Origin of the sequence: Methylorubrum zatmanii (assembly GCF_014845115.1) — a bacterium.
Taxonomy (GTDB): Bacteria; Pseudomonadota; Alphaproteobacteria; order Rhizobiales; family Beijerinckiaceae; genus Methylobacterium; species Methylobacterium zatmanii.
In genome coordinates this window covers 1-24,376 of record NZ_NKUI01000044.1, presented here as the reverse complement: position 1 = coordinate 24,376, position 24,376 = coordinate 1, and the positions used below count along the sequence as shown (strand labels likewise).

Annotated in this window: 27 protein-coding genes; 9 read left to right on the top strand and 18 right to left on the bottom strand. The window is 70.0% G+C overall.

The window, feature by feature from the left end:
- Positions 1–132 precede the first annotated feature (132 nt).
- A complete protein-coding gene (locus MZTS_RS06035; protein ID WP_192282549.1) occupies positions 133–1,041 on the top strand; it encodes an extensin-like domain-containing protein in 909 nt (302 codons plus the stop codon).
- An 88-nt stretch (positions 1,042–1,129) separates the two neighbouring features.
- Positions 1,130–2,215, top strand: a complete 1,086-nt coding sequence (locus tag MZTS_RS06030; RefSeq protein ID WP_192282547.1) for a L,D-transpeptidase family protein — start codon at positions 1,130–1,132, stop codon at positions 2,213–2,215.
- Between the two features lie 7 nt (positions 2,216–2,222).
- On the opposite strand, the gene MZTS_RS06025 is transcribed toward MZTS_RS06030, so the two are convergent.
- The 3 genes from MZTS_RS06025 to MZTS_RS06015 are packed head-to-tail and all read right to left on the bottom strand — an operon-like array spanning position 2,223 to position 4,902.
- Positions 2,223–2,936: an ABC transporter permease gene (locus tag MZTS_RS06025; protein WP_192282545.1), complete on the bottom strand. Its 714-nt coding sequence runs from the start codon at positions 2,934–2,936 to the stop codon at positions 2,223–2,225.
- Complete coding sequence (locus MZTS_RS06020) at positions 2,933–4,075, bottom strand: ABC transporter permease subunit (protein WP_009864148.1); 1,143 nt, start codon at positions 4,073–4,075, stop codon at positions 2,933–2,935. The genes MZTS_RS06025 and MZTS_RS06020 overlap by 4 nt, the downstream gene beginning before the upstream one ends.
- Positions 4,072–4,902, bottom strand: a complete 831-nt coding sequence (locus tag MZTS_RS06015) for an ABC transporter substrate-binding protein (protein WP_378738538.1) — start codon at positions 4,900–4,902, stop codon at positions 4,072–4,074. The genes MZTS_RS06020 and MZTS_RS06015 overlap by 4 nt, the downstream gene beginning before the upstream one ends.
- A gap of 370 nt (positions 4,903–5,272) precedes the next feature.
- Between MZTS_RS06015 and MZTS_RS06010 the strand changes: the two genes are divergently transcribed.
- Entirely contained in the window at positions 5,273–5,662 is a 390-nt protein-coding gene (locus MZTS_RS06010; protein WP_192282540.1) for a response regulator, read from the top strand.
- 15 nt (positions 5,663–5,677) lie between these two features.
- On the opposite strand, the gene MZTS_RS06005 is transcribed toward MZTS_RS06010, so the two are convergent.
- A complete protein-coding gene (locus MZTS_RS06005) occupies positions 5,678–6,061 on the bottom strand; it encodes a YraN family protein (RefSeq protein ID WP_192282579.1) in 384 nt (127 codons plus the stop codon).
- Positions 6,048–6,998, bottom strand: coding sequence for a 16S rRNA (cytidine(1402)-2'-O)-methyltransferase (gene rsmI / locus MZTS_RS06000; protein ID WP_192282538.1), 951 nt, complete (start codon positions 6,996–6,998; stop codon positions 6,048–6,050). The genes MZTS_RS06005 and rsmI overlap by 14 nt, the downstream gene beginning before the upstream one ends.
- 119 nt (positions 6,999–7,117) lie before the next feature.
- On the opposite strand from rsmI, the gene MZTS_RS05995 reads away from it, so the two are divergent.
- The gene (locus MZTS_RS05995; RefSeq protein ID WP_192282536.1) at positions 7,118–8,308 is read left to right on the top strand and encodes a penicillin-binding protein activator; all 1,191 of its coding nucleotides are present in this window, start codon (positions 7,118–7,120) and stop codon (positions 8,306–8,308) included.
- 46 nt (positions 8,309–8,354) lie between these two features.
- On the opposite strand, the gene MZTS_RS05990 is transcribed toward MZTS_RS05995, so the two are convergent.
- The 6 genes from MZTS_RS05990 to MZTS_RS05965 all read right to left on the bottom strand — a co-directional run bounded on the left by MZTS_RS05990 (position 8,355) and on the right by MZTS_RS05965 (position 12,001).
- Positions 8,355–8,636 (bottom strand): type II toxin-antitoxin system mRNA interferase toxin, RelE/StbE family, encoded by a 282-nt coding sequence (locus tag MZTS_RS05990; protein ID WP_192282534.1) that lies wholly within the window; start codon positions 8,634–8,636, stop codon positions 8,355–8,357.
- Complete coding sequence (locus MZTS_RS05985; protein ID WP_192282532.1) at positions 8,633–8,866, bottom strand: acetyltransferase; 234 nt, start codon at positions 8,864–8,866, stop codon at positions 8,633–8,635. Before MZTS_RS05985 ends, MZTS_RS05990 begins: the two co-directional genes overlap by 4 nt.
- A 64-nt stretch (positions 8,867–8,930) precedes the next feature.
- Positions 8,931–10,109, bottom strand: coding sequence for a radical SAM family heme chaperone HemW (hemW, locus tag MZTS_RS05980; protein WP_192282530.1), 1,179 nt, complete (start codon positions 10,107–10,109; stop codon positions 8,931–8,933).
- Between the two features lie 142 nt (positions 10,110–10,251).
- Positions 10,252–10,887, bottom strand: coding sequence for an RdgB/HAM1 family non-canonical purine NTP pyrophosphatase (gene rdgB, locus MZTS_RS05975; RefSeq protein ID WP_192282528.1), 636 nt, complete (start codon positions 10,885–10,887; stop codon positions 10,252–10,254).
- The gene (gene rph, locus MZTS_RS05970) at positions 10,884–11,597 is read right to left on the bottom strand and encodes a ribonuclease PH (protein ID WP_192282526.1); all 714 of its coding nucleotides are present in this window, start codon (positions 11,595–11,597) and stop codon (positions 10,884–10,886) included. The genes rdgB and rph overlap by 4 nt, the downstream gene beginning before the upstream one ends.
- Positions 11,598–11,737: 140 nt before the next feature.
- Positions 11,738–12,001, bottom strand: a complete 264-nt coding sequence (locus tag MZTS_RS05965) for a hypothetical protein (protein WP_246482021.1) — start codon at positions 11,999–12,001, stop codon at positions 11,738–11,740.
- A gap of 246 nt (positions 12,002–12,247) precedes the next feature.
- On the opposite strand from MZTS_RS05965, the gene hrcA reads away from it, so the two are divergent.
- On the top strand, positions 12,248–13,339 hold the full coding sequence (gene hrcA / locus MZTS_RS05960; protein ID WP_192282522.1) for a heat-inducible transcriptional repressor HrcA: 1,092 nt from the start codon (positions 12,248–12,250) through the stop codon (positions 13,337–13,339).
- A 46-nt stretch (positions 13,340–13,385) separates the two neighbouring features.
- Here hrcA and MZTS_RS05955 read toward each other — a convergent pair whose 3' ends face one another.
- The 4 genes from MZTS_RS05955 to MZTS_RS05940 all read right to left on the bottom strand — a co-directional run bounded on the left by MZTS_RS05955 (position 13,386) and on the right by MZTS_RS05940 (position 18,676).
- Positions 13,386–16,484, bottom strand: a complete 3,099-nt coding sequence (locus MZTS_RS05955; protein WP_192282520.1) for an efflux RND transporter permease subunit — start codon at positions 16,482–16,484, stop codon at positions 13,386–13,388.
- 61 nt (positions 16,485–16,545) lie between these two features.
- Positions 16,546–17,778 carry an efflux RND transporter periplasmic adaptor subunit gene (locus MZTS_RS05950; protein ID WP_192282518.1) on the bottom strand — a complete coding sequence of 411 codons (1,233 nt, stop codon included), beginning with the start codon at positions 17,776–17,778 and terminating at the stop codon, positions 16,546–16,548.
- Positions 17,775–18,404: a TetR/AcrR family transcriptional regulator gene (locus tag MZTS_RS05945; RefSeq protein WP_009865890.1), complete on the bottom strand. Its 630-nt coding sequence runs from the start codon at positions 18,402–18,404 to the stop codon at positions 17,775–17,777. Before MZTS_RS05945 ends, MZTS_RS05950 begins: the two co-directional genes overlap by 4 nt.
- Positions 18,401–18,676 (bottom strand): hypothetical protein, encoded by a 276-nt coding sequence (locus MZTS_RS05940; protein ID WP_192282516.1) that lies wholly within the window; start codon positions 18,674–18,676, stop codon positions 18,401–18,403. The genes MZTS_RS05945 and MZTS_RS05940 overlap by 4 nt, the downstream gene beginning before the upstream one ends.
- A 316-nt stretch (positions 18,677–18,992) precedes the next feature.
- Between MZTS_RS05940 and MZTS_RS05935 the strand changes: the two genes are divergently transcribed.
- The 3 genes from MZTS_RS05935 (at position 18,993) to MZTS_RS05925 (ending at position 21,555) form a co-directional block, all read left to right on the top strand.
- The gene (locus tag MZTS_RS05935) at positions 18,993–19,622 is read left to right on the top strand and encodes a YgjV family protein (RefSeq protein ID WP_192282514.1); all 630 of its coding nucleotides are present in this window, start codon (positions 18,993–18,995) and stop codon (positions 19,620–19,622) included.
- A gap of 230 nt (positions 19,623–19,852) precedes the next feature.
- Positions 19,853–20,779: an ABC transporter ATP-binding protein gene (locus MZTS_RS05930; RefSeq protein WP_192282512.1), complete on the top strand. Its 927-nt coding sequence runs from the start codon at positions 19,853–19,855 to the stop codon at positions 20,777–20,779.
- Positions 20,776–21,555, top strand: a complete 780-nt coding sequence (locus tag MZTS_RS05925; RefSeq protein ID WP_009864491.1) for an ABC transporter permease — start codon at positions 20,776–20,778, stop codon at positions 21,553–21,555. The genes MZTS_RS05930 and MZTS_RS05925 overlap by 4 nt, the downstream gene beginning before the upstream one ends.
- Positions 21,556–21,592: 37 nt before the next feature.
- Here MZTS_RS05925 and MZTS_RS25460 read toward each other — a convergent pair whose 3' ends face one another.
- Entirely contained in the window at positions 21,593–21,727 is a 135-nt protein-coding gene (locus MZTS_RS25460) for a hypothetical protein (RefSeq protein WP_281397011.1), read from the bottom strand.
- Positions 21,728–21,846: 119 nt separating this feature from the next.
- Positions 21,847–22,623, bottom strand: coding sequence for an alpha/beta fold hydrolase (locus MZTS_RS05920; protein WP_192282510.1), 777 nt, complete (start codon positions 22,621–22,623; stop codon positions 21,847–21,849).
- Between the two features lie 183 nt (positions 22,624–22,806).
- On the opposite strand from MZTS_RS05920, the gene MZTS_RS05915 reads away from it, so the two are divergent.
- Positions 22,807–23,652, top strand: a complete 846-nt coding sequence (locus MZTS_RS05915) for an FkbM family methyltransferase (protein WP_192282508.1) — start codon at positions 22,807–22,809, stop codon at positions 23,650–23,652.
- Here MZTS_RS05915 and sfsA read toward each other — a convergent pair.
- Positions 23,609–24,355: a DNA/RNA nuclease SfsA gene (sfsA, locus tag MZTS_RS05910; protein ID WP_192282506.1), complete on the bottom strand. Its 747-nt coding sequence runs from the start codon at positions 24,353–24,355 to the stop codon at positions 23,609–23,611. The two genes, MZTS_RS05915 and sfsA, sit on opposite strands and share 44 nt — an antisense overlap.
- Positions 24,356–24,376: the final 21 nt, after the last annotated feature.

The following is a 24,376-nucleotide window of genomic DNA, read 5'->3' as shown; positions in this document are numbered from 1 at the left end:
CCCGGCCGGATCGGATCGCGTTCGCAAGGAGCGTGGCCGGGATGTTCTTGCCGCGATGGGCCGGGGAGCCAACGAGGATATGACGAGACGGGGTGGCATCGATCCGTGGCTGCCGAGCGGGGACCACGCGGCATGAAGCCTGTCATGCTCGCCAGCCTTGTCGGCGCCGGCTTCGCAGCCGGGATCGGTGCTCCGCGCGCCGAACCGGGCAAGCAAGCTCCGGCGGCGACGGTGCCGCTGCCGCCGCCTCAGCCGCCGGAACGCCCGAACGATCTCGTTCCACCGTCGCCCCAGGTGACGCCGCTGCCGCCGGGACGCCCACCGGAGCTCGCCACATCCCCCGACCGAGCCGGTGACCGGAAGCCGGAGGAGGCGTCCAGGGCAGCCGGCACGGCGACGGGTCAGGAGCCGGCGCCCACGACTCCCCCGGAGACGCCGCTGCCGCCGGCCCGCCCGCCGGAATTGTCGGGGGAGGCGGCGCTCGTCCTGACGGTGGCGGCGCCGGACGACACCGCCTGCCTGCGCCGGCTGGAACGGCTCGGGGTGCGGTTCGAGGCCTTGCCACCCTTGAGCAACGGTCAGTGCAGCGCGCCGCACCCCCTGAGCGTCACCGCCCTGGCCGACGGGGTGGCGTTGGAGCCCGCCGCGACCCTGACCTGCCGGTCCGCCGAGGCGCTGGCGCGCTGGACGAGCGAGGTGCAGGTCGCCGCGCGGCGGTCATTCGACGACAGCCTGAAGAGTCTCGTGCTCGGAGGCAGTTACGTCTGCCGGGGCCAGAACCACGACACCGATGCCAAGCTCAGCGAGCACAGCTTCGCCAATGCCGTGGACATCATGGGCTACGGCTTCGCCAAGCGCGCGAACCTCACCGTCTCGGCCGTGCCCGACGGCACCCCCGAAGCGGCCTTCCTCAGCACGGTGCGGGCGAGCGCCTGCGGCTTCTTCCGCACGGTGCTGGGGCCCGGCAGCGATGCGGCCCATGGCAACCACCTGCATCTCGACGAGCGCGAGCGCAATGCCGGCCACCGGCTCTGCGAATAGACCGGGGCAGGAGGCGCCTTTCGTCGCGGGAACGGTGGCGCTTGACCATCGCTTTTCCCTGGTCGTGGGCCGAGGAGCGTGACGGGCGATGGGACGGGCGTCGATGTGGGGGGCGCTGACGGCGCTCTGTTTTCTGAGTGTGGTCGTTGCGCCGGCCGTGAGCGCGGCCGAGACGCCGGCCCTGACCCGCGAGGCGATCGAGAACGCGACCTTCCAAGAGTCGCGGGAGGATTCGAAGCCGGACAAGGCCGCCAAAGCGAAGACCAAGGCCGCAGCCAAAAAGGAGGCCGGTGACAGGCCGGATCCGCTGCTGGTGAAGGTGCAGGTTCTGCTCGACCGCGCCCGGTTCTCCCCCGGCGCCATCGATGGGCGCGACGGCGAGAACCTGCGCGGCGCGCTCTCGGCCTTCGCCGCCGCTCAGGGGCTGCCGGCCACGAACCGGCTCACCCGCGAGCTGTTCGACCGGCTCCAGGCGACGAGCCGCGATCCCGTCGTGACGCAGTACACGATCACCGAGGCGGACGTGAAAGGCCCCTTCGTCGAGGCGATGCCGCGCAAGATGGAGGAGCAGGCCGAGGTCGGGCCGATGCGCTACACCAACCCCCGCGAGATGCTGGCCGAGCGCTTCCACATGCAGCGCGACCTGCTCTCCGCCCTCAACCCGGACGTGCCCCTGGACAAGGCCGGCGGCACCCTCGTGGTGGCGGCGGTGCCGCCGCTGGGTGAGGGCAAGGTCGAGGGTGCGCCGCTCCCGCCCAAGGTCACCCGCATCGAGATCGACAAGCGCACCAAGCGGTTGCAGGCCTATGGCGAGGACGGCAAGCTGACGGCGGATTACCCCGCCTCCATCGGCAGCGCCGAGAAGCCGGCGCCGGACGGCTCGGCCAAGGTCAAGGCCATCGCCTTCGATCCCTGGTACACCTACAATCCGAAATACCGCTTCGCCGGTGTGAAGGCCCGGAAGAAGTTCTCGATCCATCCGGGGCCGAACAATCCGGTCGGGATCGTCTGGATCGATCTCTCGATCCCGTCCTACGGCATTCACGGGACGCCGGAGCCGGAGAAGGTCGGCAAGACCGAGTCGCACGGCTGCATCCGCCTGACCAACTGGGATGCGCGGGATCTCGCGAGCCGGACGCAAAAGGGTGCGAAGGTCGAATTCCTCGATAAGTGAACCGTCCTCACTCACGCCGCAGCAGACCGCCCGCCGCCAGCAGCAGCGCGTCCCCGAGGAAGGCCATGGCCGCACTGGCCAGCGCGCCTTGCAGCATCGCCACGAAGTTCTGGTTCTGAAGTCCGGCGACGATCGGGGTGCCGAGTGTGGCGGCACCGGCCAAGGCCCCCACCGCCGTCACGGCGACCGACAGGACGAAGGCGGTGCGCAGGGTCTCGACGAGGCCCTGCGCAGCCAGCGGGAGTTCGACCTGTCGCAGCACCTGACCGGGCGTCAGCCCGATGGCGCGGGCCGCCTCGCGCGCCTCTGGCGGCACGGATTCGAGGGCGGCGACGGTGCCGCGCAGGGCGGGCATGATGCCGTAGGCGGCCAGAGCCAGGAGCGTCGGCGGGCCGCCGAAGCCGAGGACCGGCAGGGCCAGGGCGACCACCACCACAGGCGGCACCGCCTGGGCCAAGGCGGCGAGGGTGTCGATGCTCCCGCGCCAGGCAGCGAAGCGTGCCCGCGTGGCGATCAGGCCGAGTCCGCCGCCGATCCCGGCCACGAGGGCGAGCCCGCCGCCGGCCAGGGCGAGATGATTGAGAGCCAGCTCCGTGAGGCGTCCTGGGGTGAGGGGACGGTGCGCAGCGCCGCCGACGAGGCTGGCCAGGGCCGGATGGCTCCCGAGGCCGAGCACGATGCCGAGAAGGAGCGGCCCGAGAGCCGGTGCGAAGCGGCTCATCGCGGCCACCGGCGGCGCGCCGCCGCCTCCACGGCCCGCAGGCCGGTTTCGGCGGCAAGGGAAAGGGCGATCATCGGCAGGGCCCCGAGCAGGATCAGATCGGGTGCGAACTGGGCCATGCCGTCGAAGACGAGGGTGCCGAGCCCGCCCGCGCCGACGAGGGCGCCGAGGGTTGCGAGCCCGAGCGCCTGGACCGAGGCGACCCGTAATCCGCCGACGAGGATGGCAGCGCCGAGGGGCAGGCGGAGATCCGTCAGGATCTGGCGCGGGCTGAGCCCGAGGGCGCGGGCCGCATCGAGGCTTTCCGCATCGGGCGCGCGCAGCGCCGCCTCTAGGCCGCGCCAGAGCGGCAGCAGCAGGTAGGCGGCAATGCCAACCAGCGCCGGACCGGTGCCGAGGGCCGATAGGCCGTATCCGCGCAGGGCCGGGAGGGCGTTGAGAACAGCCGAGCCCGCGGCGACGAGGCCGCCGAACAGGGCGATGGCGGGGACGACCTGTACTCCGCTCACCCCGAGATCGATGGCACCGCGCCCGCGCCGCCACAGGCCGAGCAGGACGGTCACGAGCAGGGCAAGCAGCAGGGCGCCGAGGGTAAGGGTGAGATGGTCGAGGATCGCCCGACCCAGGACATCGCGGCGGCTCCTCACTTCGCGGGCGAGGGACAACCCGTCGAGGCTGCCCGATGCAAACAGAATCGTGAGGAGCGCCCCAAGCCCCGCTCCTGCCACCAGCCCTCCGCCGGGCAGGCCGGCCCGCCGGGCAGCCGGCGGTAGGGCGGCGGAGAGCAGAATCAGGCCGATCCAGGCTCCGGCGGCGAGCCTCGCTCGCGAGGCTGGCGGCTGGCCGGCGAGGGCCGTGTCCGCTCCCGATCCGAGCCCGATCAGGAGTAGAGTGACGGCTGCCGCGCAGGCACCGGCGGCGACCGCCGAGCCGACCCGGCCGCGACACGCCGCCAGCAGGGTGATGCCGAGGGCCGAGAGGCCTTCCACCGGCCAAAACCAGGGCCCGAGCACCTCGCCCGCAGAGATCGGGGTTCCGGTGACCAGCCGGTTCGGAGCGAGGTGCAGCAGCGGCAGAAGCGCGAATATCGCAGGCACCAGCGCCGCTGCCGCGAGACCGAGGAGGAGACGTGCGATCACGGGCGGCCCGCCTCCCGGCCGAGCCATTCCGCCGCCACCGCGGAGGCGGTGCGTCCCTCCACGGTGATGGCCGCGTTGAGCTGCCGCAGAGTCTCGGCGTCGAGCCGTGCGAAGACCGGATCGAGGGCCCTGCGGATCTGCGGATAACGGTCGAGCGTGTCGGCACGGATCACGGGGGCCGGCTCGTAGACGATCTGCGCACCCTTGGGATCGCTCATCACGGTCAGGTCGAGGGCCGCCAGGGCCCCATCCGTGCCGTAGACCATGCCGGCATTGATTCCGCTGATTCCCTCCGCCGCCGCGCGGGCGGTGACGGCCGTGTCGCCGCCGGGCAGGCTGACGATGCGGGAGAGCGGCAGGCTGAAGCCGTATGCCGCCTCGAACGAGGGCAGGGCGGCGGGGCTCTCGACGAACTCGGTCGAGGCGGCGAGGCGGATGAGGTCGGCGCGCACGGCGCTCGCGAAATCCGCCATGGTGGCGAGGTTCCGCTCCCGGGCGAGCCGGCCCTGCACCGCGATCAGCCACGTATTGTTGGCCGGGGCCCGCGCGAGCCAGACGAGGCCGCGCGCCGCGTCGAGACTTGCGGCCCGGTGATAGGCACCGTCACCGGTCTTCCAGGCCGGGTCGGTTTCGGTGGCGGAGAAGAAGGCCACGTTGCCGGTATATTCGGGATAAAGGTCGATCTCCCCCGAGAGCAGGGCCGAGCGGACGATCAGGGTCGGGCCGAGACCGAGGCGGCGTTCCACCGGCAGGCCGAGGCCTTCGAGAACCTGGGCGATCAGCTCGCCGAGAAGGCGGCCTTCCGTATCGTTCTTTGAACCGATCACGATCGAGCGAGCCGGCGCGGCACGGGCACCCACCGGCAGCAGCGCCGCGATGGCACCGGCCAGAAGGTCCCGCCGGCTGGGGCCGGAACCGGTGTCGGAGCGCGGACGGAACGGTGCCGAGCCGCGACAGGGTGAATGAAATGTTGCGCTGAGTAACATAGGCCGTCGAGCATAGCACGAGCGCGGCTTTCCAGTGCTTGACACGCCCAGCTTTACGGGCGACGGCTCCGAATGCCGGGCAGCGTTTTCCGGGTGGGGCATCCGTTTCCGCAGCATGTCGGGGGAGCCACGCCCGGAGTTCCAGACGCGACCGGTCCGCCAAGACAGCGTTCCGGTTTCAGGAACGGATCGATAGGGAAGACGACCCGGCGTGACTGTGGATTCGAACGAGGATCGTCTGTCCGGCGCCCGCGTGCTGGTCGTGGAGGACGAGGCGGCGATCTCGATGCTGCTCGAGGATATGCTGCTGGATTTCGGCTGCGAGATCGTCGGCCCGGCCGCACGCCTCGCCACCGCCCTGGAGATGGCCCGCAGCGAGTCCTTCACGGTCGCCATCCTCGATGTGAACGTGGCCGGCGAGCCGATCTATCCGGTGGCCGAGGCCATCGCCGAGCGTCAGCTGCCGATCGTGTTCTCGACCGGCTACGGCGGAGCGGGCATCCGCGAGCCGTTCCGCGACCGGCCGGTGGTGCAGAAGCCCTTCAGCCAAGCCGACCTGAAGCGCACCCTGATCGCCGCCATCGAGAGCGCGCAGGGCTGACGTTCCTCAATCCGCTCAGGCGCCTTCGATCTCGAAGGCGTTCGGCAGGTGGCGCGGCCAGCGGCGCGGCGCCACGAAGACGGCATCCGCTCTCAAAGTCGCGTCGGCGGGAACCGGGTGACGGGCGAGCCAGGCCAGCGCGGCGCGGGACATCCGCGCCCTCTTGCGTGCATCGATGGCGGTCGCGGCGGCATCCAGGGTCGCGCGCGCCTTGACCTCGACGAAGGCGATCGTGCGCCCGCGCCGGACGATCAGGTCGATCTCGCCGCCCGCCGCCGCGTAGCGCCGGGCCAGCGGCCGGTAGCCCTTCAGCATCAGGGCCGCCAGCGCCAACGCCTCGGCGGAGAGGCCCCGGCCGTAGGTGAGGCGGCGGCGTAAGGCCGGATCAGGCGGATGTATCGTCATCGCCGCGGCGAGCGAGCGCCAGGGCGCGGGCATAGACGACGCGCTTGGGCTGGCCGGTCTCGTCGGCGACGAGGGCGGCGGCGTCCTTGATCGAGTGCCGGGCGAGGGCCGCCTCGATGCGGGCATCGAGCCCGGTATCGGCCTCCCGCGCGACCGCGTCCTCCGGCGCCGCGCCGATCACCACCACCACCTCGCCCTTGGGCGGCCCCTCCTGCGCGAAGGTTTCCGCCAAACCGCCGAGGCTGTCACGGCGGATCGTCTCGTAGAGTTTGGTCAATTCGCGCGCCACCGCCGCCGGACGCTCGGGACCGAGAGTCTCGGCGGCGTCAGCCAGCATCTCGGGCAGACGATGGGGGGATTCGAACACGACCAGCGTGCCGGGGATGGTGGCCAACGCTTCCAGCCGGTTGCGCCGCGCGCCGGATTTCTGTGGCAGGAATCCCTCGAAGAAGAAGCGGTCGGTCGGTAGACCGGCGGCGACGATGGCGGTCATCACCGCCGAGGGGCCGGGGATCGGCGTGACCGGGATGCCGGCGGCGATGGCCGCCTGAACCAGCTTGAAGCCCGGATCCGACACCAGCGGCGTGCCCGCGTCGGAGACGAGGGCCAGGGTCTCCCCGCCTTTCAGCCGCATCACCATCCGCTCGCGCACGGCGTCGTTGGAATGCTCGTGGTAGGACAGGAGCGGCGTGGTGATCCCGTAATGCATCAGCAGGGTGCGGGTCACGCGGGTATCCTCGGCCAGGACGGCGTCGGCGGCGGCCAGGGTCGCGAGGGCGCGGAACGAGACGTCGCGCAGGTTGCCGATGGGGGTGGCCACCACGTAGAGGCCCGGCGCCAGGGGTTCGGCCTCGGCGGCGAGGCCGAAGGCTGTGAAGGTGGCGGGCGCGCGGGGGCCGCCTTCGGGGCGCTTGTCGAGTCGCTGTGTCATCGCCGCGACAATGCCATGTCCGAGCGCCTTTGAAGACCGGGGAAAGGCTGGGCCTCACATTTACTTTTCACAGGGCGCTCCGCATCGTAACCCCGATTTGCGCGCGAAGGGGAACGGCGATGGCGCGACGGGTCGGATTTCAGGCAGGCCTCGCGGCAATCGCCCTTCTCTGCACTGGCTTGGCCGCCTGCGTCGGCCTCCCCGACGTGCCGCGCCCGCAGGCCCCGTCGGCCCCCGCCGAACCGGTCGCGACGGGCCAGGAGACCATCGGCGCCGGCTCGGTGAAGGTCGCGCTGATCGTGCCCCTGAGCGGGCAGGGCGCGGCGGTCGGCGGCGCCCTGCGCAACGCCGCCGAACTCGCCTACGACGATTTCCAGAAGCCGGACCTGCGCATCCTCGTCAAGGACGACCGTGGCACGCCCGAAGGCGCGCGGGAGGCCGCCCAGGCGGCCTTCGCCGAGGGAGCCGAGGTGGTGCTCGGCCCGCTCTTCGCCGCCAACGTCCAGGCGGCGGGAAGTGTCGCGCGCGGGGCGGGCAAGCCGGTGATCGCCTTCTCGACCGACGCGGCGGTCGCCGCCCGCGGCGTCTACCTCATCAGCTTCCTGCCGCAATCGGAGGTCGACCGCATCGTCGATGAGGCGACGGCGGCCGGGCGCCGCTCCTTCGCCGCTCTGATTCCTGAGACGACCTACGGCAACGCCGTCGAGGCACAGTTCCGAGAGGCGGTGGCCCGGCGCCGTGCCCGGCTGGTCGCCATCGAGCGTTATCCCGCCGGCAATCCGGGCCCGGCGGTGGAACGTCTGCGCGGCGTGATCGCGGGAGCTTCGGCGCAGGCCGACGCCCTGTTCGTTCCGGATACGCCGGAGGGCCTCGCCGCTGTCGCCCCGGCCCTGACGCGGGCCGGGTTCTCACCGGCGCGGGTTCGCCCGGTCGGACTGGCCCTGTGGAACGATCCGCGCGTGTTCTCGCAGCCGGCCTTCCAGGGCGCATGGTTCGCCGCCCCGGACGCCGCCGGCTTCTCCGGTTTCTCTCAGCGTTATCAGGCCCGCTTCGGCACGCTGCCGCCGCGCACCGCCTCGCTCGGCTACGATGCGGTCTCCCTCATCGCCGCCCTCGTGCGCCAGTTCGGTTCGCAGCGCTTCGCCGATGCGACGCTGACCAATCCAGCCGGCTTTTCCGGCCTCGATGGCACATTCCGATTCCGCCCGGAGGGTGTCAGCGAGCGCACGCTCGCGGTCTACGAGATCCGCAACAACGCCGCCACGGTGGTGAGCCCGGCGCCGAAGGTGCTGGCGCCATCGGGGATCTGACGCTTTTTGGGCGATCGCTGGTGATAAGGCTGCGCACGCTCATACGCTACGGGATGGGCCGTCTGGCGGCATGGCGGATCGTCGCGACAGCGACGGCCTGTTCCGCCTCATCCACGCGATAGAAGATCAGGTAGGGCAGGCGCGGCACCACGAAGCGGCGCAGTCCGCGACCGACGGGACGGCCTGCCTGGGGATGATCGAGGAGTCTGCGCAGGGCCGTCGCCAGCTGATGCTCAACTTGACGGGCTGCCTGCGGATCGTGTGAGGCGAGGTAGGTGGCGATGGTCTTGAGATCGTTCGTCGCCCGAGCGGAAAGGCGCAGCTTCACCGAAGGTGGCGTCGGAAGGCGGCGGCAATCAGACCCTCCGGATCGCCCTCGATGAACTCGCCACGGTCCAGCTGCGCAAGTCCTTCGAGAACGAAGGGAAGATGGTCTGGCTCGATATCGAGCGTTGGGCTGCCCTGAGTCACGGTGAGAATGGCTTGTGCCATGCTCTCACGATCTGCTGCCGGCATCCGCCGCAGAGCCGCGACGGCTTGATCCAGGATATCGGCCATCGACGCCTCCTCAAGCCAAAATAGCATAGCGAGAGGCGGGAGGGGAGAACGATCAGGGTGGGCGTCAGCCTGCCAGTTCGGCCACCACGGCGTTGAGGACCGGAGCGCCACGGGCGGTCGCGGCGATGCGACCGTCAGGACGCCGCGCGACAAGGCCGTCCGCCATCAGCGCGTCGAGGCGCCGGGCATCGAGGGGCCGACCTTTCAAGGCGGCGTAGCGGGCCGGGTCGATGCCTTCCGAGAGGCGCAGGCCCATCATCAGAAACTCGTCGCCCTGATCCTCGGCGGAGAGACATTCGGTCTCGACCATGCCGTGGCCTTCGCCCTCGACCCGCGCGAGCCAGGCCTCGGGCGCCTTCTCGGTCAGCGTGCCGGTGCGGCCCTCCGAGAGGACGAGGCGGCCATGGGCGCCGGGACCGATCCCGGCATATTCGCCGTAGCGCCAGTAGAGCAGGTTGTGACGCGACTGCGCGCCGGGACGGGCATGGTTCGAGATCTCGTAGGCCGGCAGCCCGGCCTGCGCGCAGATCTCCTGAGTGACGTCGTAGAGGGCGCGGGCGGATTCGTCGTCCGGCGGGACGAGGCGTCCGGCCTGGGCCAGGCCGAAGAACGGTGTGCCGGGCTCGATGGTGAGCTGGTAGAGCGAGAGATGCTCCGCCGCATGGTCGATGGCCTGCCGCAATTCCGCTGCCCAGGCGGCGGGCGTCTGGTCGGGGCGGGCATAGATCAGGTCGAAGGAGAAGCGCTCGAAATGCGCCGACGCCGTGCGGACGGCGGACAGCGCCTCGGCGACGTTGTGCAGCCGGCCGAGCCGCTTGAGGTCGCCGTCATCGAGAGCCTGGACACCGAGGGAGACGCGGTTGACCCCGGCCGCCCGGTAGCCGCGAAAGCGGGTCGCCTCGACGCTGGTGGGGTTGGCCTCCAGCGTCACCTCCGCATCCGGCGCAACGGCCCAGGCGCCGGCCACCGCGTCGAGCAGGCCCGCCACCGTCTCCGGTGCCATCAGCGAGGGCGTGCCGCCGCCGAGAAAGATGCTGGTGACGGTGCGACCCGGCGCCAGCGCCGCCGCGTGGGCGATCTCGCGGCGGAAGGCGGCGAGGAAGCGCGGCTGATCCACGCCCGCGTAGCGGACATGGCTGTTGAAGTCGCAATAGGGGCACTTCGCGGCGCAGAACGGCCAGTGCAGGTACACGCCGAAGCCCGCGTCGCGGGTCGGGTGGTCGGGCGGTGTCACGGGGGGCATCGGCCTGTTCGAACGTTTCGACCCAAACGGGCCGCTCATTGTGCCCCACCCTCCGCTCTCGGAATGAGGGCGGGGGCTGAGATAGCCCCGGTTCGGTGGCTCTTGTCATAGGGATGTGGGGAGCGGAAGCCTGGGCGAAAAGTCAGCCCGGCCGGCGCAGGCAGGCTTTGGCGAGAAGGACGAAGGCGCGGGCCCGGTGCGACAGGGCGTTGCCGCTCTGCCAATCGACGCCGTGCTTTTCCTCGGACGAGATCTCGCCGAAGGTGCGATCCATGCCGTCCGGCCGGAACATCGGGTCGTAGCCGAAGCCGAGGCTGCCGCGCGGCTCGACGAGGTCGCCGAAGATTCGCCCCTCGAACAGCTCGGTATGACCGTCCGGCCAAGCCAGAACCAGGGCCGAGACGAAATGCGCCCGCCGGTCGCTCGCGCCGCGGCTGTCGAGTTCCGCCGCGATCCGGGCCATGGCGCCGGCGAAGTCCTTGTCCGGGCCGGCCCAGCGCGCGGAGAACAGCCCCGGTGCCCCGTCGAGGGCATCGACGCACAGGCCGGAATCGTCGGCGAAGGCCGGCAGGCCCGAGGCCTTGGCGGCGGCGAGCGCCTTGATCGCCGCGTTCTCGGAAAACATCGTGCCGGTCTCGTCGGGCTCGGGCAGGCCGAGTTCGCCGGCCGAGACCGCCTCGACGCCGAAGGGTGCCAGCAGCTCGCGCATCTCGACGAGCTTGCCGGCATTGTGGGTCGCGATGACGACCTTGCCCGTCAGGATGCGATGCCCGCTCACGCGGTGGCCTTCCGTTGCAGCTCGACGAGCTGCGCCACACCACCCTTGGCGAGGCGCAGCAATTCCAGGAATTGCTCGTCGGTGAAGGGCTCCATCTCGGCGGTGCCCTGTACCTCGACGATGCCGCCCTTGCCGGTGACGACGAAGTTGGCGTCGGTCTCGGCCGCCGAATCCTCGGCATAGTCGAGGTCGAGCACCGGCTTGCCCTTGTAGATGCCGCAGGACACCGCCGCGACGTGATCCTTGAGCGGATCGACGGAGATGATCGAGCGGGCGCGCATCCAGGCGAAGCAATCGTGCAGGGCCACCCAGGCCCCGGTGATCGAGGCGGTGCGGGTGCCGCCATCGGCCTGGATCACGTCGCAATCGATGGTGATCTGGCGCTCGCCCATCGCCGGCAGGTTCGTCACGGCGCGGAGGGAACGGCCGATCAGCCGCTGGATCTCCTGGGTGCGGCCGGAGGGCTTGCCGGAATTGACCTCGCGGCGGGTCCGCTCATGGGTCGCCCGGGGCAGCATGGAGTATTCCGCCGTCACCCAGCCCTTGCCGGAGCCGCGCAGCCACGGCGGCCCGCGCTCTTCGAGCGAGGCGGTGCAGAGCACGCGGGTATTGCCGAACGTGACGAGGCAGGAGCCTTCCGCGTAGCGGGCAACCGCCCGTTCCAGCGAGACGTCGCGCATCGCGTCGGGCGCGCGCTTCGAGGGCCGCATCCTTGAAAAGCTCCGTATTGGAAATCGAAGCCAGGGCTCTTAGGCGCTGCCGCCGCCTCCGGCAACTGCCGGCTCGGCCGCGGCTCGTCATAAAAAAGGCCGCCGTCGCGAGACGGCGGCCGAGGGGCCCCGAGGGCGGTTCAGCGCCAGTGGCGATGCAGCCCATGCCGGCGATGCCAGTGATGAGGCCGCCCGAACCGGTGGTGTCGGTGCAGGTGACGGCGATGCCGATAGTGGCGGCGGTAATGGCGATGGTGGCGCCGGTACTGGGCCTGCTCGATCATGCCGCCGGCCGGTGCGGTCGCCTCGGTCTGGATCGGCAGCGGGGCAGCCTCGGCGGCGCGGGGCGCGGCGGTGAGGCTCAAGCCGGTGACGGCGATGGCCAGGGCGGCGGCCTTCACCATGGTCTTTCGTGCGCCTGTCAGCACTATCGGTGGCTCCATTTCGCTCGATGAAGGGAAGGGCTGACCGCAACCTGAGGCGCGGCTCCCGGTTTTGAAACGGTCCGGGGCTCCGGAATGATCCCGGCCACGTTCCTGTTTCCGCACAGGGCGAGGGAAAGCCCCGGTCGCGCAGAACCGCCGCAGGCTTGAGGATTGATCGGCGGCGCCCGAGCCCTCACAATCGATTGTCAGGTTCCAACCCTTCCCTTGTCCGAAGCCCCTCAGACCAACGTGCCTCCGCAGATTCAGGCGCTGTCCGCCCTCAACGAGCGCGCCCGCGAGATCTTCCGGCAGATCGTCGAGAGCTATGTCACCACCGGTGAGCCGGTGGGATCGCGCAACCTCGCGCGCATCCTGCCGATGAGCCTGTCGCCGGCCTCGATCCGCAACGTGATGGCGGATCTGGAGCATTCCGGGCTGATCTTCGCGCCGCACACCTCGTCCGGGCGGCTGCCCACCGAACTCGGCCTGCGCTTCTTCGTCGATGCGATGATGGAGATCGGCGACGTCGATCACGACGAGAAGGCGCGCATCGAAGCACAGATGCAGGCGGCCGCCTCGCGGCACACCTTCGATTCGGCCCTGGCCGAGGCCTCCTCCCTGCTGTCGGGCATCTCGCGCGGGGCGGGTGTGGTGCTGACCACCAAGGTCGATGCCGGGCTCAAGCATGTCGAGTTCGTGCGGCTCGACGCCGACCGGGCGCTGGTGGTGCTGGTGTCGATCGACGGCACGGTGGAGAACCGGCTGGTCGACCTGCCCCCCGGCCTGCCGGCGGGGGCGCTGCAGGAGGCCTCGAACTACCTCAATGCCCGCCTGCGCGGCCGCACGCTGGACTCGCTGCGCGCCGATATCGAGGCCGGGCGCAAGGCGATGAAGAGCGAGCTCGACGCGCTGACCGAGCGGCTGGTCGATGCCGGGCTCGCCACCACCGTCGGCCCGTCCGAGGCGCGCCAGCTCATCGTGCGGGGTCAGGCCAATCTGCTGGACGACTTGCGCGCGGCGGAGGATCTCGAACGCATCCGCCTGCTGTTCAACGACCTCGAGACACAGAAGGACGTGATCGAGCTGCTGGCCCGGGCCGAGCAGGGGGATGGCGTGCGCATCTTCATCGGCTCGGAGAACAAGCTGTTCTCACTCTCCGGCTCCTCGATGATCGCCGCGCCCTTCCGCGACGGGGCGCAGAAGATCGTCGGCGTCGTCGGCGTGATCGGCCCGACGCGGCTCAACTATGCCCGCATCGTGCCGATGGTGGATTACACCGCCCGCGTGGTCTCGGGGCTGCTCGACCGCTCGCGGTAGGAGCCGAACCCGACGAGCCGCCGCCGAATACCGGAGCGTACCGAGCCTATCGGTGGCTCGCCGCGGCAGGGGCGGGTCCGTCCGCCGCCTCGTCGCGGGGGCCGACGAAGCGGCCGAGCAGGCGCCCGAGCAGGCCGCTCAGGCTGTCCATCAGCAGGAACACCGCCGGCACGAAGACGAGGGAGAGCAGCGTCGAGACGATCAGGCCGGCGATGACCGCGACCGCCATCGGCGCGCGGAACTCGCCGCCGATGCCGAGCGCCATCGCCGAGGGCACCATGCCGGCGGCCATGGCGATGGTGGTCATCACGATCGGCCGGGCGCGCTTGCGGCCGGCATCGATGATGGCCGTCACCCGGTCGACGCCCGCCCGCATCTCCTCGACGGCGAAGTCCACGAGCATGATCGCGTTCTTCGTCACCAGCCCCATCAGCATCAGGATGCCGATGACGACCGGCATCGAGATCGGCATGTGGCAGATCAGCAGGCCGAGGATGGCGCCGCCGATGGAGAGGGGCAGCGAGAACAGGATGGTCAACGGCTGCAGGAACGAGCCGAACAGCAGCACCAGCACCGCGTAGACCATCATGATGCCGGCGCCCATCGCCATGAGGAAGCCGGAGAACACCTCCTGCATGATTTCGGCATCGCCGGTCTGGCGGATGGTGACGCCCGGCGGCAGGTTCCTTGCCGTCGGCGTGGCGAGGGCCTGCTCGATCAGCGAGCCGAGGGCGTCTGAGCCTTCCATGTTGGCCTCCACCGCGACGCGCACGGCGCGGTCGTAGCGCTCGATGGCGCCGGGGCCCTGGTCGAGTTCGATATCGGCCACCGCCGCGAGCGGCACGGCCACGCCGTTCTTGGCCGGCACCTTCAGGTTCTCGAGACGCGAGACCGCGCCGCGAGAACTCTCGGGCAGCTGCACCCGGATCGGCACCTGCCGGTCCTTGGCGTTGAACTTGGCGAGGTTGATGCCGATGTCGCCGATGGTGCCGACGCGGACGGTCTCGGCGATGACGTCGGTGGACACGCCGAGATCGGCCGCCGCACCCTCCTTGGGGCGGATCCGCACCTCGGTGCGGTTGAGCGGCGCGGTCGACATCACCGAGACGAGATGCGGGATCGCGGCCATGTCGCGCTGAAGCCGGGCGGCGATCTCGGTCACGACATCGACATCGGGGCCGCTGACCACGAGGGCGAGGTCGCGCTGCCCGCTGTCGCGCAGGGTCCAGGAGCGGATGTCCGGCTCCTCCGCCAGCAGGCCGGCGATCTCGGTCTCGATGGTCCATTGCCGCCGGGCCCGCTCGCTCTTCGGCGTCAGGTTGACGATCAGCGTGGCGAGACGGGTTTCCTTCTTGCCGCCGGCCTGCCGTCCGCCATCGACGAAGACCGAGGTGACTTCCGGCAGCGCCCGGATGCGGGCGACCACCCGGTCGGAGACGGCGATGGTGTCGGCAAGCCGCGCGCCCGGCGCCAGCTCGATCATGAACAGGGTGCGGGCATTGTCCTGCTTCGGGATGAAGCCCGAGGGCAGGAGCTTGGTCGACATGATCGAGCCGGCGAACAGCGCCAGCCCGACCACCAGCGTGATCCATTTGTGGCGCACCGACCAGCCGACGAGGCGGGTATAGGCGCGCATCACCGGGCCCTCCTTCTCCTCTGCATGGCCGTGATCGCGCAGGAAATAGGCGGCCAGCAGCGGGGTGATCAGCCGCGCCACCAGCAGCGACATGAACACCGACACCGCGATGGTGAGGCCGAACTGCATGAAGTAGCGGCCGGCGATGCCGCCCATGAAGGAGACGGGGGCGAAGACCGCGATCAGGGTCGCGGTGATGGCGATGACGGCGAGCCCGATCTCGTCGGCGCCCTCGATCGAGGCGCGGTAGGGCGATTTGCCGAGCCGCATATGGCGCACGACGTTCTCGATCTCGACGATGGCGTCGTCGACGAGGATGCCGGTCACCAGCGTGATCGCCAGCAGGCTGATGCCGTTCAGGGTGAAGCCGAGGGCATCCATCGCCCAGAAGGTCGGGAACACCGAGAGCGGCAGCGCCACCGCCGCGATCATGGTCGCGCGCCAGTCCCGCAGGAACAGGAAGACCACGATGACGGCGAGCGCCGCCCCCTCCATCAGGGTGTGCATGGCCGAGGCGTAGCTGCCGCGCGTCGCCAGAACCGAGGAATCGATCTCCTCGAAGCGGATGTCGGGATAGCTCTCGCTGAATTCGGCGATCTTCTTCTCGACCCCGGCCGCGACCTCGGCATCGCTCGCGCCCGAGCCGCGCGAGACCGCGAAGGCCACCACCGGCGCGCCGTTGAAGCGGGCGAAGGTGCGCGGCTCCTCGATGGAATCCTCCACCGTGGCGAGATCGTCGAGACGGACCTTCCGGCCGCCGGGCAGGACGATGGAGGTGGCCTTCAGGTCGCGGATGGTGCGCGAGGCGGCCAGCGTCCGGATCGACTGCTCGCGCCCGCCGACTTCGCCGCGCCCGCCCGCCATGTCGGCGGAGGTGACGCGCACCTGCTTGTTCACCTCCGCCGCCGTGATGCCGAGGGCGAGCAGGCGGTCGGGCAGCGGCGTGATGCGGATCTCACGGGAGACGCCGCCGACGCGCTCGACGCCTCCGACCCCCTTCACGCCCTGAAGCGTGCGGGCGACCTTGTCCTCGACGAACCAGGACAGGTCCGCCGGCGTCATCGCCGGAGAGGTCACGCCGTAGATCAGGATCGGCAATCCGGTGATCTCGACGCGCTGGATGATCGGCTCGTCGATGGTGCGCGGCAGGTTGATGCGGATCTTCGAGATCGCATCCTTCACGTCGTTGACCGCCCGGTCGGTGTTCACCTCCAGGCGGAACTCGACCGTCGTGACCGAGGAGCCCTCGGTGATCGCCGAGGTGATGTGTTTGACGCCGCGCACGCCCGCGATCGAATCCTCGACCCATTTCGTCACTTGGGTCTGCAACTCGGAGGGGGCGGCACCGCCCTGCGTGATCGTCACCGAGACGATCGGCACGTCGATGTTCGGCATCCGGGTGACCGCGAGCCCGCGAAAGCTGACGAGGCCCAGCACCACCAGCACGAGGAACAGGACGAGGGGCGCGATCGGATTCCGGATCGCCCAGGCGGAGATGTTCAGGCGCATCGGGGCAACCCGTCGGTGAGGTCCGGCGAAGCCCGCGCGGATGTCCGCGCGGGGGAGGGGTTTAGCGTGGGCCGGCGTCGGCCGTGGCCTGGGGTGAGGGCGCGGTGGACAGCGCGGCCGGCGTTGCGCCCTGACGCGCGACCGGGACGGGGCGGACACGGTCGCCGTCCCGCAGGAAGCTTCCGGCGCGGGCGACGACCCGCTCGCCCTCGGTCAGGCCGGCGCGGATCTCGATGTCGTCCTCGTCGGACAGGCCGGTGCGGACCTCGCGGGCCTCGACCTTGTCGTCGGCGACGACGAGCACCGAGCTGCGCTTGCCGCCGCCGTAGAGGACGGAGGCCTGGGGCACGGTGACCCCGCGGGTGCGGGCGAGTTCCACGGCGCCGCGGGCAAAGGTGCCGATGCGCAGGCGCGGATCGGGATCGAGGCGCACGCGGACCTTGCCGAGACGGCTCGCCTTGTCGACCTCGGGATAGACGGCACGGACGCTGCCGGCGACGCGCTCGCCGTCGCCGATCTCGATGAAGGCCGGGTTGCCCTCGCGCAGGAGCGGCAGCTTGGTCTCGATGACCTCGGCCTCCAGCTCGATCTCGCCCCGTGCGATCAGCCGGAACAGCGGCTCGGCGGCGGAGGAGGTCGCCATGCCGACCCGCGCGGTGCGGCGGCTGACGATGCCGGCCTCCGGCGCGCGGATCTCGGTGCGGGCGAGCCGCAATTCGAGTTCGTCGCGCACGGCCCTGGCCTGCGCGAGTTCCGCCCTGGCCATGGCCAGCCCGTTGCGGGCGAAGGCCAGCTTGCCCTCTGCCTGCCGCAGGGCGGCGGTGCGGCTCTCCATCACCACCGCCGTAGTGTTGCCGCTCTGGATCAGCTGCTTGGCCCGATCATGGGCGAGCCGGGCTTCGAGCTCGGCGGCCTCCGCCTGCTCGATGTTGCTCTGTGCCTGCGGAACGGCGGCACTGGCCTTGTCGATCAGGGCGTTCTGCTGGGCGAGCTGCCGGTCGATCAGGTCGCGGGACAACCGGGCGAGCACCTGTCCCTGCTCGACCCGCATGCCCTCTTCGGCCAGAAGCTCGACCAAGCGGTAGCCATCGATCTCCGGCGTCACCAGAATCTCGTCGCGCGGCACCAGCGTGCCGGTCACGACCACGCTCTCCACGATCTCGCGCCGGTCCGCCTCGACCACGCTGACGACGGGCGCCGGAGCGACCTTCGCCGGAGCGGTTTCGGCCCAAGCCGGAGCGAGGCCTAGGGCCAGGAGCAGGAGAGCGGGGGCAAGGGCCCGAACGGAAGTCATCGGCCGGTCTCCGCATCGGCGCGGGGGAGCGAGCCGGACAGGCCCGCGTCGATCAGGGCATGAAGCTGCGCCACTGCCGGGCTGGCATCGTAATCGGGAGCCAGGGCCCGGCTGACGATGATGCCCTTCATCAGCGGCGCGATGGCATCGAACAGGGTCGCCGGATCGCAGGCCGGGGAGGTCTTGATCGCCTCGAACATCTCGATGAGCCACGTCCGTCCTTCCTCGTCGCCCTGCTCCACCAGGGCGGCGATGGCCGGGTTGCGGGTCGCCTCCGCCCAGAGGTCGAGGCGCAGCACCGCCGCCTCGCGGGTGATGTCGTGGAAGAAGCGGCCGAGAATGGCCATCAGGACCGCGCGCTTGTCACCGGCCCGCTCCATCGCCTCGACCAGGACGGCGCCGCGCTCACGATCGCGCTCGGCGAGCCCGAGGACCACGGCTTCCTTGGCGTCGAAGTACCGGTAGATGTTGCCCGGGCTCATCGACGCTTCCCGGGCGAGATCCTGCATGGTGGTCCGGTGGAAGCCGTTGCGAACGAAGCAGGCCTCCGCGGCGTCGAGGATGTGCTCGCGCCGGGCCGCCTGACCGCTCCTCGCATCGATGACCGCGCCGGCAGCCGCACTCATGAAGAGGTTCCCGTGGTGTTCGTAACGGCGGCGCAGGCGCGCGGCTGCAGGTCGAGATCGGCGCAGAGACGCGCCTGCCAGCCCTCCGGCCCGGCTCCGGTCCAGCCGATCAGGGCGAACCAGCCGAGAGCGACGACCGAGCAGACGAGAAGATTGGCCGGCGTGCAGACCGCCCCGACCCATTGCAGGAGGCCGACGCCCTCCTGGGATGGACCGGCATCGCGGCCGAATGATGGAAGGGACGACATCCGACCGCCGCGAGACAGGCCCATCGCGAACTCCTACGCTCGGTTCAGCGATAGTGAACGTTCATTCTCGTGTCAATGAACGTTCATTCTCATTCCGGCGCGGACTTGGCGCTCGTCCTCAAGTGAGGCAGCGGCGCCACGCCGTTGTACGCTTCTTGCCGTCTTAACGATCCGGTCACCAAGCAGGAATAGCGCACTCGGCAAGGCGGGCGCGGTTTCGCCTTCGTTCGGCACTGCTTTCGCGATGGCCCGACGGGACGGCGAGAGAAAAAACCAAGAACAAGCACCGGCACGACGGCTCCGAAACCAGTCACGGACGTGCCGTTCGAGAGTCCTCAAGATGTCCCCCGTCAATGTCATTGCCCTCGCGTGGGATGCCGCGCGTGAACATCTCGACCTGTTCGGAGGCCTGGGGCTGTGCCTCGGCTTCGCGGCCGGCATGATGCCGCGCCGGAGCGCGATCCTGCTCACCTCGGCGGCCTCCTCGGCCTGTTTCGGGCTGCATTTCCTGCGGCTCGGGGCGCAGACCGGGACGGCGATGTGCCTCGTCTCGGTGATGCAGGGCGTGGTCGCCGCCCGCTGGATCGGGGCCGAGGGCCGGGCGGCCTGGGTCGCCCCGCTCTTCGTGGCCAGCAGCCTCGTCGCGGCCTGCCTGACGCTGGCGACATGGAATGGCTGGCCTTCGGCCTGTGCTGGGCTCGGATCCCTGCTCGCGACCACGGCGCGGCTCCAGCTCGATCCGCAGGCGATGCGCCGCTGCTTCCTCGGCGCGTCCTCGTGCTGGCTCGCCCACAACACCCTGGTCGGGTCGGTGTTCGGCCTGACCTGCGACCTGCTCACGATCTCGGCGTTGCTGATCGCCCTGTTGCGGGCAAGCCCGGCCAAGGTGTTGGCGCCCGCTCTGGCGTCCAAGGCGGATGAACCGGCCGGCGCGGCGGTGTCGGTCGGATCGATCCAGACTGTCGTGTGAGGACGCGCGGGCTGGGAGCAAAAAAAGACCCGCCATCGGAACGAGGGCAGGCCGGTTCAGGGATGGTTTGTCGCAGGAGAACGTGAGGAGAAGCCTCAGGCCGCCCTCCGGTTCCGCCATTCCGTGCAACGGAGGGACGAATCGCCTGAAAATGTAACCGGCGCGAGATGGGTTCTTCGCGCTCCGGCCCGTGCTATAGGGCCCGCCCCTCCCGCCATTTCAGGGCCCCGATGCAACCGATCGTCTCGATCGCGAACCTGTCGAAGGTCTACGCTTCGGGCCTGCACGCCCTGCGCGGCGTCACCCTCGACATCGCCAAGGGTGAGATCTTCGCGCTGTTGGGCCCCAACGGTGCCGGCAAATCGACGCTCATCAACATCGTCTGCGGCATCGTCACGCCGAGCGAGGGGATGATCCGGGTCGGCGGCCACGACATCCAGAGTCAGTACCGCGCCGCGCGCCGGATGATCGGCTTGGTGCCGCAGGAGCTGACCACCGACGCCTTCGAGAAGGTGTGGGACACGGTGAGCTTCAGCCGCGGCCTGTTCGGCCTGCCCCGGGATCCGGGGCATATCGAGCGTGTCCTGAAGGATCTCGCCCTCTACGAGAAGCGCGAGAGCCGGATCATGCAGCTCTCCGGCGGCATGAAGCGGCGGGTGCTGATCGCCAAGGCGCTCGCCCACGAGCCGAAGGTGCTGTTCCTCGACGAGCCGACGGCGGGCGTCGATGTCGAGCTGCGCCAGGACATGTGGCGGCTGGTGCGCCGCCTGCGCGAGCAGGGCGTCACCGTCATCCTCACCACCCACTACATCGAGGAGGCCGAGGAGATGGCCGACCGGGTGGGCGTGATCCGAAAGGGCGAGATCATCCTCGTCGAGGAGAAGGTCGAGCTGATGCGCAAGCTCGGCAAGAAGCAGCTCACCCTGCATCTGCGCGAGCCGGTCGGCACCCTGCCCGAGAGCTTGGCGCGTCATGCCCTGCAGGTCGGCGAGGGCGGGCGCAGCCTGATCTACACCTACGAGACGCGCGGGGAGCGCACCGGCATCACCGGCCTGCTCGGCGATCTCGCCGATGCCGGCATCGCCTTCACCGATCTCGATACCAGCCAGAGTTCGCTCGAAGACATCTTCGTCGATCTCGTCCGCGAGCGCGCATGAAGGGCGTGTCCATGCTGAACGTCCCGGCGGTCCTCGCCATCTACCGCTTCGAGATGGCCCGGTTCTGGCGCACGGCCCTGCAGAGCATCGTCGCGCCGGTCATCTCGACCTCGCTCTATTTCGTGGTGTTCGGGGCCGCCATCGGCTCGCGGGTGCAGACGGTGGATGACATCCCCTACGGCGCCTTCATCGTGCCGGGGCTGATGATGCTGTCGCTCCTGACCCAGAGCGTCTCCAACGCCTCCTTCGGCATCTACTTCCCGCGCTTCGCCGGCACGATCTATGAAATCCTGTCGGCGCCGATCTCGCCCCTCGAAGTGGTCCTCGGCTTCGTCGGCGCGGCGGCCACGAAGTCGATCGTGATCGGCCTCATCATCCTCGCCACGGCCTCGCTGTTCGTGCCGCTGCACATCGCGCACCCGTTCTGGATGGTGTTCTTCCTGCTTTTGACCGCGCTGACCTTCAGCCTGTTCGGCTTCGTCATCGGCCTCTGGGCGGACGGTTTCGAGAAGCTCCAGCTCGTCCCGCTCCTCATCGTCACGCCGCTGACCTTCCTGGGCGGCAGCTTCTACTCCATCGAGATGCTGCCGCCGTTCTGGCGGGCGGTGAGCCTGTTCAACCCGGTGGTCTATCTCGTCAGCGGCTTCCGCTGGGCCTTCTTCGGCCGGGGCGATGTCGCGGTGGGCGTCAGCATCGCCGCCACTCTCGCCTTCCTGACCCTGTGCCTCGGGCTCGTCGCCTATATCTTCCGCACCGGCTACCGGCTGAAGAGCTGAGGGCGGACAAGACGATCCCGGCTATGGCCGGTACGGGTCAGGCAAAGGCCAAGGCCTGCCCGCCGATCAGCAGCAGGAGGATCGCGGCCACGATCAGCCCGTTCGCGAGCGCATGGGCGACGAGGCACCGGTGGCGCTCGCGCCCATCGACCTGCGGCATCGGAATCGGCATGGCTCGCCCCGGAACGGAAGCCGCATCGTAACGACCGGGCGCGTCCCGTCGCAGTCGATCAAACGGTCTACTGCCGACAGGCTATGCCGGCGGGCGCGGTCCGCTTCGGCTGAGGCCGGTCAGGGCCGCTGCGCCAGGAAGTCCAGCACGCCCTGGCGGTGCAGCTTGTCGCCCACGGCCGTGGAATGGTCGCGTCCCGGCAAGTCGAGGGCGCGGGCGTTCGGCATCAGCTTGGCCAGTTCGGGGCCGGATCCGGCGACGGTGTCGAGCGCCCCGACCGTGACCAGCGTCGGCGTCTCGATGGCCGACAGCTCGGCCCGCGACAGCGTCTGGCGCGAGCAGCGGATGCAGGCGGCGAGCGCCCGCAGATCGCTCTTGGTCTGCTCGGCGAAGAGGCGGAAGCTGGCGGCGGTCGGGTTCGGCGCGGGCGTGCCGGGCGGGGCTTCCAGCGCCTCGGCGATGCCCTGCGGCAGGCCCTCTCCGGCCACGAGGTGGTAGCCGAGGCCGCCGAGCAGCAGCGAGCGGACTTCGGCGGGGTAATCGAGCGCCATATGCGCGGCGATGCGCGCGCCCATGGAATAGCCCATCACGTCGGCCCGAGCGATGCCGAGATGGCGCAGCAGCCGCACGGCGTCGCCGGCCATCTGGTCGGAGGTATAGGCGGTGGGCTCATAGAGCTTCTCGCTCTGGCCATGGCCCCGGTTGTCGAGGGCGATGACCCGGTAGCCCGCCTCGGTCAGATACCGGACCCAGAGCGTGTTGACCCAGTTGACCGCGTGGTTCGAGGCGAAGCCGTGGATCAGCAGGATCGGATCGCCGTTCCCGGCCTTGAGCGGCTCCTTGGCCGGCATGTCGATATAGGCGATCTGGACGCCGTCTGAATCGAAGCTCTGCATGGTGTCGTCTCATCGGGCGCCCAGGCGCCGATGTCAAAGGCCGGGACGATGCTTCGGGCGACAAGACGGGCCGTTTGGTAGGCCAGTGGCCGGTTCCTTAACCGGTTCTTCGGCCGGCACCGTAATCCCTCGTGTCCCGCGCGACTTGCCGCCGCCCGTTCCGGCTGGCATGACCCCGCCACGATGACGGATTCCTCGCCCTACGGCACCTACGCCCCCACCGGCCTCGTCGCGCGGATCGCCGAGCGGACGCAGAAGCTGCCGGAGCAATCCTGGCGCGCCCGCCGGTTGGCGATGTTCCTGCGCCGCATCGCCATCTCGATGATGCGGGGCCGGCCCCTCGACGTGGAACGCTACGGCGCCCGGATGCGCCTGCACCCCTACAACAACAACTGCGAGAAGAAGGTGCTCTTCACCCCGCAGTTCTTCGATCCGCAGGAGCGGGCGCTGCTCAAGCAACGCCTGCCCGAGGACGCGGTGTTCCTCGATATCGGCGCCAATATCGGCGCCTACGCCCTGTTCGTGGCCGGCTTCACCGGACCGCGCGCCCGCATCCTGGCGGTCGAGCCGCAGCCCGATGTGTTCGACCGGCTCACCTTCAATATCGGCCAGAACCCGTTCGGCACGGTCAAGGCCATCGCCTGCGCGGTGGCCGACAAGGCGGGCGAGCTGACCCTGTTCATCGATCCGCGCAACCGCGGCGAATCGAGCGTGAAGATCGTCGGCACCCAGAAGAACGCCGCCGTGCGGGTGCCGGCGGTGACTTTGCTCGGCCTGTGCCGCTCGGAGGGGATCGAGCGGATCGACGCGATCAAGCTCGACGTGGAGGGGGCCGAGGATCTGATCCTGGAGCCGTTCCTGCGCGATGCGCCGGCCTCCCTGCGTCCGGCCCTGATCGTTCTCGAGAACGGCACCGACCAGTGGCAGATCGATCTGCCCGGCCTGCTCCAGTCCCACGGCTACCGCCAGATCGCGCGGACCCGCCTCAACCTGATGTTCGAGCGGGCGGGGGCGGCGCGCCCGGCGTGAGGATCGGAACCGGCGCGGCGATCTCGACGCCGCCCGGCTCCACCGCGCAGGTATAGGCATAGGCCTCCATCCCCGCCGCCAGCGCGGCTTGCAGGGCGCGGTCGAAGGTCGGATCGATGTCGCGGGCGACATCGAAGGCGGTCGCCTGCATCTGGATCACGACGATCAGCATCGCCCGTCCGCCCGCGGCCACGACGGCGGCCAGTTCCTCCATGTGGCGGGCCGAGCGGGCCGCCTTGCAATCGGGAAATTCGGCGAGCCCCGGCTGCCGCATCAGGTGGCAGTTCTTCACCTCGACATGGCAGGGCGGCAGGCCGCCGCCGCTCGCCAGGAAATCGACCCGGCTCGCCTTGCCGTAGGCCACTTCCGGCCGCAGCGTCTCGTAGCCGGCGAGGGGCGCGATGGTCCTGGCGCGAAACGCCTCGGCGACCAGGGCGTTGGGCCGGGCGGTGTTGATGCCGACCCATTGCGGGCCGCCGGGCAGATCCGCCTCCACCAGTTCCCACGAGAAGCCGAGTTTTCGCGCAGGGTTGGTCGAGGGCGAGAGCAGCACCCGGAACCCCTCGGCATTGAGCCCGAGCATCGCGCCCGGATTGGCGCAATGGGCCGTCACGAGGCTGCCATCGGCCAGCGTCACGTCGGCAAGGAAGCGCTTGTAGCGCCGCACGAGGCGCCCTTCGATCAGGGGAGTGGAAAAACGCATCGCTCACGGTTCGGGGCAGGG

Bases quoted from the DNA above. Each gene is read 5' to 3' on its own strand.
- MZTS_RS25460 (WP_281397011.1), bottom strand. From the start codon at position 21,727: ATGCCGATTCCGATGCCGCAGGTCGATGGGCGCGAGCGCCACCGGTGC.
- MZTS_RS05945 (WP_009865890.1), bottom strand. From the start codon at position 18,404: ATGAGTGCGGCTGCCGGCGCGGTCATCGATGCGAGGAGCGGTCAGGCG.
- MZTS_RS05920 (WP_192282510.1), bottom strand. From the start codon at position 22,623: ATGCAGAGCTTCGATTCAGACGGCGTCCAGATCGCCTATATCGACATG.
- MZTS_RS05955 (WP_192282520.1), bottom strand. From the start codon at position 16,484: ATGCGCCTGAACATCTCCGCCTGGGCGATCCGGAATCCGATCGCGCCC.
- MZTS_RS06030 (WP_192282547.1), top strand. From the start codon at position 1,130: ATGGGACGGGCGTCGATGTGGGGGGCGCTGACGGCGCTCTGTTTTCTG.
- MZTS_RS05965 (WP_246482021.1), bottom strand. From the start codon at position 12,001: ATGGTGAAGGCCGCCGCCCTGGCCATCGCCGTCACCGGCTTGAGCCTC.
- MZTS_RS05995 (WP_192282536.1), top strand. From the start codon at position 7,118: ATGGCGCGACGGGTCGGATTTCAGGCAGGCCTCGCGGCAATCGCCCTT.
- MZTS_RS05985 (WP_192282532.1), bottom strand. From the start codon at position 8,866: ATGGCCGATATCCTGGATCAAGCCGTCGCGGCTCTGCGGCGGATGCCG.
- MZTS_RS05915 (WP_192282508.1), top strand. From the start codon at position 22,807: ATGACGGATTCCTCGCCCTACGGCACCTACGCCCCCACCGGCCTCGTC.
- hemW (WP_192282530.1), bottom strand. From the start codon at position 10,109: ATGCCCCCCGTGACACCGCCCGACCACCCGACCCGCGACGCGGGCTTC.
- MZTS_RS05925 (WP_009864491.1), top strand. From the start codon at position 20,776: ATGAAGGGCGTGTCCATGCTGAACGTCCCGGCGGTCCTCGCCATCTAC.
- MZTS_RS06025 (WP_192282545.1), bottom strand. From the start codon at position 2,936: ATGAGCCGCTTCGCACCGGCTCTCGGGCCGCTCCTTCTCGGCATCGTG.
- MZTS_RS05935 (WP_192282514.1), top strand. From the start codon at position 18,993: ATGTCCCCCGTCAATGTCATTGCCCTCGCGTGGGATGCCGCGCGTGAA.
- rph (WP_192282526.1), bottom strand. From the start codon at position 11,597: ATGCGGCCCTCGAAGCGCGCGCCCGACGCGATGCGCGACGTCTCGCTG.
- MZTS_RS05950 (WP_192282518.1), bottom strand. From the start codon at position 17,778: ATGACTTCCGTTCGGGCCCTTGCCCCCGCTCTCCTGCTCCTGGCCCTA.
- sfsA (WP_192282506.1), bottom strand. From the start codon at position 24,355: ATGCGTTTTTCCACTCCCCTGATCGAAGGGCGCCTCGTGCGGCGCTAC.
- MZTS_RS06035 (WP_192282549.1), top strand. From the start codon at position 133: ATGAAGCCTGTCATGCTCGCCAGCCTTGTCGGCGCCGGCTTCGCAGCC.
- rsmI (WP_192282538.1), bottom strand. From the start codon at position 6,998: ATGACACAGCGACTCGACAAGCGCCCCGAAGGCGGCCCCCGCGCGCCC.
- MZTS_RS05940 (WP_192282516.1), bottom strand. From the start codon at position 18,676: ATGGGCCTGTCTCGCGGCGGTCGGATGTCGTCCCTTCCATCATTCGGC.
- MZTS_RS05930 (WP_192282512.1), top strand. From the start codon at position 19,853: ATGCAACCGATCGTCTCGATCGCGAACCTGTCGAAGGTCTACGCTTCG.